General features: G+C 71.6%; 5 protein-coding genes. 1 reads left to right on the top strand and 4 read right to left on the bottom strand.

Annotation, left to right across the window (positions count from 1 at the left end):
• Window positions 1-8: 8 nt before the first annotated feature.
• Window positions 9-6071, bottom strand: a complete 6063-nt coding sequence (locus WMF11_RS30780) for an AAA family ATPase (RefSeq protein WP_437973258.1) — start codon at window positions 6069-6071, stop codon at window positions 9-11.
• Between the two features lie 134 nt (window positions 6072-6205).
• Window positions 6206-7291: a P1 family peptidase gene (locus tag WMF11_RS30775; RefSeq protein WP_437973257.1), complete on the bottom strand. Its 1086-nt coding sequence runs from the start codon at window positions 7289-7291 to the stop codon at window positions 6206-6208.
• Between the two features lie 280 nt (window positions 7292-7571).
• Here WMF11_RS30775 and WMF11_RS30770 point away from each other — a divergent pair, with 280 nt between their 5' ends.
• A complete protein-coding gene (locus WMF11_RS30770) occupies window positions 7572-8567 on the top strand; it encodes a quinone oxidoreductase family protein (protein ID WP_437973256.1) in 996 nt (331 codons plus the stop codon).
• Window positions 8568-8634: 67 nt separating this feature from the next.
• Here WMF11_RS30770 and WMF11_RS30765 read toward each other — a convergent pair whose 3' ends face one another.
• Window positions 8635-9621 carry an HTTM domain-containing protein gene (locus WMF11_RS30765; RefSeq protein WP_437973255.1) on the bottom strand — a complete coding sequence of 329 codons (987 nt, stop codon included), beginning with the start codon at window positions 9619-9621 and terminating at the stop codon, window positions 8635-8637.
• A gap of 4 nt (window positions 9622-9625) precedes the next feature.
• The gene (locus WMF11_RS30760) at window positions 9626-10414 is read right to left on the bottom strand and encodes a DUF5819 family protein (protein ID WP_437973254.1); all 789 of its coding nucleotides are present in this window, start codon (window positions 10412-10414) and stop codon (window positions 9626-9628) included.
• Window positions 10415-10474 lie beyond the last annotated feature (60 nt).

Below are 10474 nucleotides of genomic sequence, written 5' to 3'. Positions count from 1 at the left end.
GTGAACGCTCACGCTGGCGCGAGAAAGGTGCCCTGGCCCTCCGTCTCCGCCTCCGGCGGGCGCAAAGGCAGCTCGACGATGAACGTGGCGCCCGCGCCCGGCCTGCTCTCGACGCGGATGGTGCCGCCGTGAGAGGTGACGATCCATCGAACGATGTAGAGGCCGAGGCCGAGACCGCCGAAGTTGCGGACGGAGACGGCGCGCTCGAAGCGCTCGAAGATCCTCGCCTGATCGGCCTCGGCGATGCCCATGCCGTGATCGCGGACGACGAGCACGCCGCGAGCGCCCTCGCGGCGCACGATGACGTGGATGAGGCCTCCCGCGCCGTACTTGATCGCGTTGGACAGGAGGTTGATGAGGACCTGCTCCATGCGAGACGGATCCCAGTGTCCCATCACGGGCTCGTCCAGCTCGAGCTGGGTGCGGCAGCGGGCGTCGGTGAGCTGCTGGTGCATCCGCTCGACGACCTCGCGCGCCAGCGCCGCGAGATCGACCGGCGCGCGCGAGAGGGTCAGCTGGCCGGCGTTCAGGCGGGTGACGTCGAGCAGCTCGTTGACCAGGTGGGCGAGGCGCGCGATCTGGCGGTTGAGGAGCTGGATCGCGGCGTCGATGCGCTCGGGGGCGACCTCCCCGCGCTGGAGGCGGGGCAGGAGCCGGGCGAGCAGGTGGGCTTGCATCGTGAGCGAGGTGAGCGGTGTCTTGAGCTCGTGGGAGGCGACGAGGAGGAACTCGTCGCGGCGCTCGATCGCCTGCTGGGCCTCGGCGAACAGGCGGCTGTTGTCGAGGGCGAGCGCGGCGCGGCTCGCCAGCTCCTCGGCCAGCCACAGGTCGGCGGGGCCGAAACGGTGCCGCGGCGCGGCCGCCAGCAGGGTCATGACCCCGAAGCGCCGGTCGCGCGCGAGGAGCGGGACGCGGAGGAAGGAGTGAACGCCGAGCGGATCGAGGAGAGGTGCGGCGCGGACGTCGCCTATCTCGGGCCGGTCCGGCGGCGTCGCCGAAAGGGGCCGCAGCGCGTCCGTCACCGCGCCCGCGAGCTCGGCCGGCATCCCCGCGGTGACCGCCCGCCCCGGGGCGTCCTGGGCGAGGTCCACGTCGATGACGCATCGGTCGGCCAGCGCCGGCAACGCGAGCTGCGCCACGCTCTCGAGGGTGGCGCCGTAGCCGAGGGCCATGAGCTTGCGGCTCGCGTCGGCGAGGAAGCGCTCGGCGAGCTCGGCGCGCTTGCGCTCGGTGATGTCGGTGCAGATGCCGCAGACCACGCCGGGCATGACGCTCTCGCCGAGCGGGAACTTGAGGGACAGATAGACGCGCGGCTCGCCCTCTCTCATCATGATCTCCTCCTCGAACTCCAGCGGCTCGCCCGCGTCGAGCACTCGCCGGTCGTTGTCTCGGAGGACCTCGACGTTCGCACCATGAGAGAGCTCGGCGTCGGTCTTTCCGAGGAGCTCATGGCTCGGCACGCCGGCGACGTCGCCTGCGTGGCGGTTGGCGAGCAGATACCGGCCCTCGCGATCCTTGAGGAAGATGGTCGCGGCGGAGTTGTCGACGATGGCCTGCAGCGTCGCCTGGTTGGCCTTCAGCGCCTGCTCCGCCCGCCGCCGCTCGGCGTTCTCCTGCTCGATATCGGCATAGAGCATGGCGTTCTCGAGCGAGATGGCCGACTGCGAGGTGAGCAGCTCGAGCACGGTGAGCCGCCCGGGGGTGAACGCCCCGGCCACGAGCCCGTTCTCCAGGTAGAGCACGCCGAGCAGCCGCGTTTGCCGCATGATCGGGAGGCACAGCACCGATCTCGGCCTCTTGCGGCTGAAATACGCGTCCTCCGAGAACGGGTGCCTGGCCGCCGCGTCGTCGAGCAGCACGCGCTCGTGGCTGCGGAGGACGTAGTTGAGAATGGATTGCGGCAGCGCCGCCGACGCCTCGCCCGCGTCGAGCAGCCGCGCGGCGCCCCCGGACGCGGCGATCGCCGCCGCCGTCGACAGGCGATCTTCCCGGAGCAGGAGCACGACCCCCTCTCCGGCGCCCGCGTGCTCGACAACGATGCGCAGCAGCATCTCCAGGAGGCGCGGGAGCTTGAGCTCGCCCGAGATGCTCTGAGAGGCCTTGACGATGGAGAGGACGTCGAACTGCTCGGCGCGTACGGCGAAGGTGACGGTGGGGGCGATCGGCTTTCGCTCGACGAGGAAGGGATACCGCTGGTCGAGCTGCTCGACCTTGGCGTGGGCGCCCCAGCGGAAGTAGGCGGCGCGGGCGTCCCGCAGGTAGGCGCCTTCGGGCGTGGACAGGCCGCGATCGCGGTAGAACCGGGCGGCGAGCTCGCTGGCGATGGCCTCGTGCTGGACGAAGCCGTTCTCCCGCGCCGAGGAGATGGCCTGCTCGTAGCGCCGGATGGCCTCGGGCTCGCGGCCGAGGAGACGGGCGATCTCGGCGCGGACCAGGGCGTGTTTGTGGAGGAAGTTGTCGGGGCAGCTCGCGGCCCACTCGCCGAGCCGCCGCTCGCTGTCGAGGAGGCCCTCGGGGAGCTCCTGCGCCGGCGACCGCCGCGCCTCGTGCGGCTTGGGCGGCTCGGGCGCGCCACCGTCGGCGTCGACGAGCGCCGCGAGCGAGAGCGCGTGAACATAGAAGTTCTCGGCGATGAGCGCGTAGGGCTCTCTCCTGAAGGGGTGATCGACGATCACGCGCGTCGCCGCGGCGAGCGCCTCTCCGTAAGAGCCGAGGACGAAGAGCGCCCGGGCCTTCATGCTGAAATGGAGGCCGCGGGCGCCCCGCATATCCCCCTCGTCGAGCCGCGCCTCGAAGGCCGATGGATCCAGCTCGGAGCCGTCGAGCGTGGAGAAGCGGACCGGCCTCCCGCGCAGCGTCTGGATGACGGCGTGGGCGCTGGCCAGCACGCCGTAGGCGAACGCGTAACCGGCCTTGCGGACGAAGCGGCTGCGCTCCTCGACCTCGTGGAGGACGTCCTCGAGCGGCTCGCCGGCGAGCAGCGGGAACAGCGGAGCCCAGACGCAGTTGAAGCACGCCATGCGCATATCGCCCGACTCGACCGCGGCGCTGAACCCGGCGCGCGTGTAGGGGTACGTCTCCCGGTAGTGGCGTGTCCAGAAGACGACTTGCTGTCCGAAGAGGGTGAATACCAGCGACTTCACGGTGAGGAGCTCGCTCCTGTCCGCGAGGTCGTAGCCGAGCTTTCCGAACTTGTAGGCCTCGCGGTATCGCCCGAACCGCGGGCCGAACATCCGCGCGAAGGCCGCGTACGCGTGGGCGGAGCTCTCCGCGTTGCCGTAGCGCAGGCTGAGCTTCACCTGGCGCAGGACGATGAGGTAGTGCAGGTCGTGGTCCACGAAGATCGCGGGGCCGGCCACGCTTTGCAGCACGGCCATGACGACCTTGCACTCCGGGTGCTCCATGGGGGGCAGGCGGAGCAGGTCCTCGATCGCCCGGTCGCCCAGCGCTCGCCAGAGGCTCTCGGTCTCTTCTTTGACCTGTGCGTCGGTGGGGTGGAGCGGAAGATCGATATCCGAGGCGCGGAGCCACGCGAGCGCGAGGTCGACGGCGTGGTCGGACCGCCCTCGGGTCTGGTAGAAGCTCACGGCGAGCTCGACGACCGCGGCGCGATCGAGCTCGTTCCTCGTGCGCCCCAACAGCTCCTCGAGCAGCCGCTCGGCCTCGTCGGAGCTGCCGGTGGCGTAGGCGGCGTGCGCGCGCTCGAGGCTCAGGGGATAGGCCAGATCGTACCGAGTCTCCCAGCGCTCGCGGGGATCTTGCGGGAGGAGGGCCATGCCGGCGGCGAAGAGGGCGTCGGCAGACTGGTAGGCGGCGGCGGCCTTGGCCTTCCTGCCGGCGCGGAGGTTGAGGGCGGCGAGCTCGTCGCGCTCGGCCTGGGAACAGAGGAGCGCTGCGCCGCGGTTGAGGTGGCTCACGACGTCGAAGAGCGCGTCCTCGCGCGCTTCGGCGCGCTGCGCCCTCAAGAGCAGCTGGCCGATGCAGAGGTGCACCTCGGCGAGCTGTCCGGGCGGGATGAGCGAATAAGCGGCCTGCTGCACCCGGTCATGGAGGAAGCGATAGGCGCTGTCCCGGCGGAGCAGCAGCCCCTCCCGCGCGGCCTCCTCGAGCGCCGCGCGCAGGGCCTCCGCCGGCCTTCGCGCGACGACCGCGAGGGTGTCGAGGGTCAGGCTGCCGCCGAGGCAGGCGGCGAGCTTGAGCGCGTCGCGCGTCGGGACCGAGAGCCGCTCCAGCTTGCCGGCCATCAGCTCGACGACGTTGTCGGTGAAGCCCTTGTCGCGGATGGCGGCGATGTCCCACCGCCATGCGCCCTCGTCCGCGTCAAAGGTGATGAGCCCCTCGTCGTGCAGGGCGATGAGGAACTGGAGCACGAAGAAGGGGTTGCCGCCGGTCTTCTCGTACACCAGCCGTGAGAGCGGCTCGACCCGCGCTTCGGGCGCATGGACCGCCTCGGCGACGAGCGCCCCGACGTGGGCGGCAGAGAGCGGCGTGAGGACGAGCTCGGAGACGGTGGCGCCGCGCTGCTGCACCTCGGTCAGCGTGAGCCGGAGCGGGTGCGCGGGGCCGACCTCGTTGTCGCGATAGGCGCCGATCAGCAGCAGGTGCGCGTCGCCGGGGAGGGTGGCGAGCTGCTCGAGGAGCAGGAGGCTACCGGGGTCGGCCCATTGCAGGTCGTCGAGGAAGAGGGCGACGGGGTGCTCCTTCCGTGCGCAGGCGGCGACGAAGCGCTGGAGCGTGGCGAGCAGCCGGCTCTGGGCCTCGGCGGGCGGGAGCTCGGGCACGGGCGGTTGCGGGCCGAGGAGCAGGGCGAGCTCGGGGAGCATGTCGGTGAGCAGCCCGCCGCTCGGGCCGAGGGCCTCACGGAGGCGCTCTCGCCAGCGCTCGAGCTGCTCCTCGCTCGCGCCAAGGATCTCCTGCACGAGGCCCCGGAAGGCCTGAAGGAGGGGGCGGTAGGGGACGTCGCGCTTGAATTGCTCGAACTTGCCGGAGAGGAAGGCGCCGCGCTCGCGCACGACGGGCCGGTGCAGCTCGGCGACGAGCGAGGACTTGCCGATGCCCGAGTAGCCCGAGACGAGCACGAGCTCTGGCCGGCCGTCCGCGATCACCCGCTCGAACGCGGCGCGCAGCGCCTCGATCTCGCGCTCGCGGCCGTAGAGCCGCTGCGGGATCTGGAACCGATCGGAGACGTCGCGCAGCCCGAGCGGGAAGGGGTCGATGGCGCCGCGCTGGCGCAGCTGGGAAAAGCACGTGTCGAGGTCGTGGCGCAGGCCGAGGGCGCTCTGGTAGCGCTCCTCGGCGGCCTTGGAGAGCAGCTTGAGGACGACGGCGGAGAGCTGGGGTGGGATCGAGGGGACGAGCGCGTGAGGCGGCCGCGGCGCCTGGGCGATATGGCAGTAGACCCACGCGACGGGGTCGCTGGCCTGGAAGGGGAGGGTGCCAGTCAGCATCTCGTAGAAGGTGACGCCGAGGGAGTACAGGTCGGTCCGCTCGTCGACGCGGCGGTTCATGCGGCCGGTCTGCTCCGGCGCCATGTAGGCGAGCGTGCCCTCGATGAGCCCGTCGTGCGCGAGCTCCTGTGCCCCGCGGGTGGAGAGGGAGGCGATGCCGAGATCGGTGATCTTCACCTCGCCGGTGTCGGGGTTGTAGAGCAGGTTCTGGGGCTTGATGTCCTTGTGGATGACGTGGTGTCGGTGGAGCTCGGCGAGCGCGGCGGCGAGGCGGAGGGCGAGGGGGAAGAAGCGCTCGAGCGACATCGGGCGCATCGGGAGCATCGGCCCGCCGTCATCGAGCAACCGGTCGAGCGACCGGCCGCCGAAGTCCTCGAGGACCAGGGTCATCTGGTCGCGGAACGGCTCGATCCCGCAGGCCTTGACGACCGCGGGCGACGTCAGTGCCCTGGCGACCTCGAGCTCGTGCTGGAGCCTGCCGAGGGCGCGGGGGCTGGCGTGGTCGCGCCGCAGGACCTTGAGCACCACCGGCCGGCCGTCCTCCTCGCGCCGCGCGCGGTAGAGGATCGTGTCCGCACCTTGGTGCAGCACCCCCAGCACGCGGTAACGTGGACTGTCGGTCATAGAGGGAGGGTGTCCAAAGCCGGATCGGCCCCCGAGGCGCCCCGTCGACTCGTGATGTTGCCAAAAGCGCCTCGCTGCGCCACGGGAAACGGCTGCGAGCTCTCGCGCCGGCCCGCCCGCGGCGGCCTCTTGCGTCATGCAGGGCGGGAGCGGCCGGGCGGCCGCTGGACGCCGTGCCTCGACAGCACCTCACGGACGCGATCCAGCGGAATGGCCTCCACGGTGCGACCGCTCCCCGTGGTGGTCTCGGCCGTGAAGAGCGAGCTGTAGATGGCCTCCTCCGTCGCCTCGATCACGGCCTGAAAGAGGGCGGACGTCTCCTGGTTCGAGAGCTCCGTGATCGCGAGCCGCTTCGCGCCGGAGCGGCGCCGCACCGAGGCGCTCGTCGAGAAGGCGATCGCGTAGTCGCCGGAGCCGTTCGCGCCGGAGGATCCGGTGCGCGCGAGCCCCAGGATCGCGCGGGCAGCGAGCCGCCCGAGGTTGCGATCCGACAGCGGCGCGTCCGTCGCGACGAGGATGAGGATGGAGCCGTCCCCCGCCGCCGCCTCGACCTGCGACCGGAAAGCGTACCGGCCGAGCTCCTCGCCGACGGGCGCGCCCATCACCTGCAGCACGCCGCCGAAGTTCGACTGGACGAGCACGCCGACGCAGGCCCCGCCGAGCGACGCCGGCAGCACCCGCGAGGCGGTGCCGATCCCCCCCTTCCATCCGAACGCGACGGTGCCCGTGCCCGCGCCGACGCACCCCTCCGGCGTGGGCCCCTCCCGCGCCGAGCCCAGCGCCGCGCGCACGTGCTCGGCGGTGACGGGACGGAGCCGGACCGCGTTGAGCACGCCGTCGTTGGTCTCGCCGACGACCGGGTTGAGCGAGCGCACCTCCTCCATGCCCGGCTGCGCCAGCATCCATTCGACGAGCGCGTCGGCGGCCCGGAACGCGCAAAGCGTGGTCGTGAGGAGAATGGGAGTCTCCAGCTCACCCAGCTCGCGGACCTGGGTCGCGCCGACGAGCTTGCCAAACCCGTTGCCCACGTGGATCGCCGCGGGGACGCGATCGAGGTAGAGGTTCCCCCCGTGGGGGAATACGGCGGTGACGCCGGTGCGGATCGCGTCTCCCTCGATCACCGTCGCGTGCCCGACGCGCACGCCGCCCACGTCCGTGATCGCGTCGAGCGGGCCCGGATCGAAGATGCCAGGCGCGACGCCGAGATCACGCGCGCGCACGGCGTCTCCCGCGCGCCTCGTGGCTCCGGGCGCGAAGGGCGCGCTGCCCGCCTCGTCCGGGCAGCGAGCGATCGGGCAGCGGCAAGGCGAGGCGGCCAGGCGCGACGTGCGGCCCGGTGGCGGGACACGGCCTGGAGAGGGTTTCGGCATCCACGGCGAGCGGTGGTATCAACCTCCGTGCCAGGCGCGTCGTCGAGCAGCGGCGCGAGCGGCGCTGATCTCGCACCCCGGCTCGCCCGGTGCCAAGCTACGCTGGCGCCGCTCGAGAGGACTGCAACGCATGAAGGCAATCGGAATCCATCACCATGGCGACGCCTCGCAGCTCGTGCCGCTGGAGCTGCCCGACCCAGCGCCCGGACCTCACCAGGTGACGGTGCGCGTGATCGCGTCGTCGGTCAACCCGGCGGACATCCGGGCGCGCTCGGCGGCGCCCGGGCCGCGCCGCATCGAGCGGCAGTTTCCGCTGGTGCTCGGCTACGACGTCTCCGGGGTCGTCGACGTGGTCGGCCCCGGCGTTGACGACCTCGCGGTCGGAGACGAGGTGTTCGGCTCACCCAGCCTGTTCGGGCAGGGCGCCAACGCGGAGCGGGTGGTGGCCGACAGCCGCACCCTGGCGCGCAAACCAGCGGCCCTCTCCCACGAGCAGGCTGCATGCCTGTCGCTCGCGGGCGTCACGGCCTGGGAATGCCTCTCGCGCGCGCGGCCCGCGCCCGGCGCCGCGGTGCTGGTCACCGCGGGCGCGGGCGGCGTGGGCCATCTGCAGCTGCAGCTCGCGCGTCACCTCGGGCTGCGGGTGGTGGCGACCGCCAGCCGACCCGAGTCGACGGCGCTCTGCCGCGACCTCGGCGCGGCGGTCGTGCTCGATCACACGACGCAGGACGTGGGCCAGGCGTGCCGGGACCTGACCGGTGGGGCGGGCGTCGCGGTGGCCTTCGACAACGCCGGTGGCCGCGCGCTGGATCAGGCGCTCGACGCCGTCGCGCCGATGGGCACCGTGGTGAGCATCGTGCCGATGCCCGCGCCTGTCGCGGACCGGCTGTTCATGAAGGCGGCGTCGCTGATCTATCATGTGATGGGGGCCGCCACGATCTGGCGGCTCGACCCGCACGCGCAGGGCCGCGCGCTCGCCGCGGTGGCGGAGCTGGCGGCGCAAGGCCACGTCAGGCCCATCGTCAGCGCGACCTACCCGGTGCGCGAGCTCTCGCAGGCGCACCGCGCCATCGAGTCGGGCCGCACGATCGGCAAGATCGCGATCCGCGTGGCGGAAGGCTGGTGAGGCTGGGCGGGGATCGCCGGGAGGCCGGGGGGAGATAGGGCGGGCGCTCGAGCGCGCCCGCTCCACGCTACTTCGTCTGGATCCGGCGCGCGGGCAGGAGGCGCCGGAGCGACGGCGCCTCGAAGGACACGAGCCGCCTGGCGAACGCGCCGATCGCCCGGTATTCCGCGTCCGCGATGAGCGCCAGCTCGACGCTGATCATGAATACCGCGAACGTGCCGAGCCCCATCATGACGGCGATCCCGGCGTGGAACAGGAACGCCGCGGCGAGCGAGAGCCTGCGTGTGTGCCGGTTCAGCGCGAACAGGAACGGGAAGCTGAGCTGGAACCCGACCGTCGCGTAGGTCAGCGCCGTCACCACGGCCACGCTGCGGGAGAGGCTGTCGCTGTGGCCGGGCCACGTGAACTCGCCGACGCGGGTGATGTAATAAAGGGCCGTCCCGTTCTGCCAGAGCTCCCCCTGCACCTTGTAGAGCCCCGCGACCCCGTAGACCAGGCACACCTGGACGGCGCAGGCGAGGATCGCCGCGTTGTGCAGCATCCCCTTGATCCGCTGGAGCTCCCCGCCGCGCTCCCGCTGCGCGCGGAGCCGGTCGGCGTCGAGCGAGAAGTACGCGCCGAGCTCGGCGAAGATGCCGTACAGCAGCGCGAGCCGGACGAGGTTGTCACCGCCGTCGAGCAGGACGGGGTTCCGTTGATGCAACGACCAGAGCCCGACATACGTGAGCAGCGACATGAGCCGCGTGCGGAAGCCGATCACCCACAGCGCCGCGAACAGCATGGCGAGGTGGAAGACGACCTCGAAGTAGAGCGGCGACCTGCTGAGCAGGTAAATCGAGAACGCGCCGGTGCGGTGGGCCTCCTCGAGCGACCGCGCGAATGGCCACACCCCCTCGGGGCCGTAGAGGTAATGGCGCTGGAAGTAGTTGGCCAGGTAGAGGTGGAGGATGGTCAGCCCGGCGACGATCCGGAAGAGGCTGGCCCCGATCAGGCAGCGCTCTCGGCTCGCAGACTCCACGATGCGGTGCCAGCGTGCGTTCAGCTTGCTCAGCATGGCGTCACCTCTCCTCCGCGGCCGCCGCCCGGAGGGCCACGGGCGCCTGGTGTCTGTCCTCGGTCGTCGCGTCCAGCGGCGCCACCGGTCGATACGGAGCCCAGTCGAAATCGAAGTACGTCAATTCACCCTTCGAGTCGGGCAGGTCGCGCCGGGAGAAGCGCGGGAATTTCAGCACCGCCAGGCGGAGCCGCACCGCGGCGGTGCGGCCCGCGCCGTACAGGCTGTCACAGTGCGCGGAGCCGGCCCGCTCCAGGACGCTCTTGCCGAGCTGAACGCCGGCGTCCTGCTCCTTCTTCACCTCGTCCCTGAGCATGTCGACCACCTGAGCATCGGGCGCCTCGGCGCCGCCTCCGCCCGCCTGCGCGCGCGTGCGCTGCTGATCGAGCTTCTTCGCCATCTGCAGCGACGTCGGATCGACGGTGTAGATCATGCGCGCCGCGCCCGTCACCGATCGTCCGATGCGCGTCGCGGGGCCGAGCCGGTTCTCCAGGTGGGATTCCCAGTAAGGGGTCGTGATATCGGTCCACCCGGTCTCGGTCGTGCTCCCGTCCGGCTCGTGCAGGCGGCAGGCGACCATCACGAGGCGCGTGTCGGTGATGGGATCGGGGGCGAAGAGGTGCCAGTTCTGCTCGAAGAACGGGTTCATGTACCTGCTGATGAGCCGCGCGAAGCGGAGCTGGAGCGGGTTCTGCGGCGTCAGGTAGGCCAGCGTCATCGCGAAATGAAAGCAGAGCGCCGCGGCGAGCAGCGCGGGCGCGGACGTCGAGAGCACACGGAGTAAACGGCGCATGGTTTCGTCCATCCCGGGTTCGGGGTCGTCGGAGAGGAGGCCGCGCGCCGCCGGAGCGCC

This window comes from Sorangium sp. So ce295 (genome assembly GCF_051527405.1).
GTDB lineage: Bacteria > Myxococcota_A > Polyangia > Polyangiales > Polyangiaceae > Sorangium > Sorangium cellulosum_B.
The sequence above is the reverse complement of the archived record's forward strand: the minus strand, read 5'-3'. Positions and strand labels throughout refer to the sequence as shown.

Excerpts from the sequence above, each read along its gene's own strand:
- WMF11_RS30765 (WP_437973255.1), bottom strand. The coding sequence starts at position 9,621 with ATGCTGAGCAAGCTGAACGCACGCTGGCACCGCATCGTGGAGTCTGCG.
- WMF11_RS30760 (WP_437973254.1), bottom strand. The coding sequence starts at position 10,414 with ATGCGCCGTTTACTCCGTGTGCTCTCGACGTCCGCGCCCGCGCTGCTC.
- WMF11_RS30780 (WP_437973258.1), bottom strand. The coding sequence starts at position 6,071 with ATGACCGACAGTCCACGTTACCGCGTGCTGGGGGTGCTGCACCAAGGT.
- WMF11_RS30770 (WP_437973256.1), top strand. The coding sequence starts at position 7,572 with ATGAAGGCAATCGGAATCCATCACCATGGCGACGCCTCGCAGCTCGTG.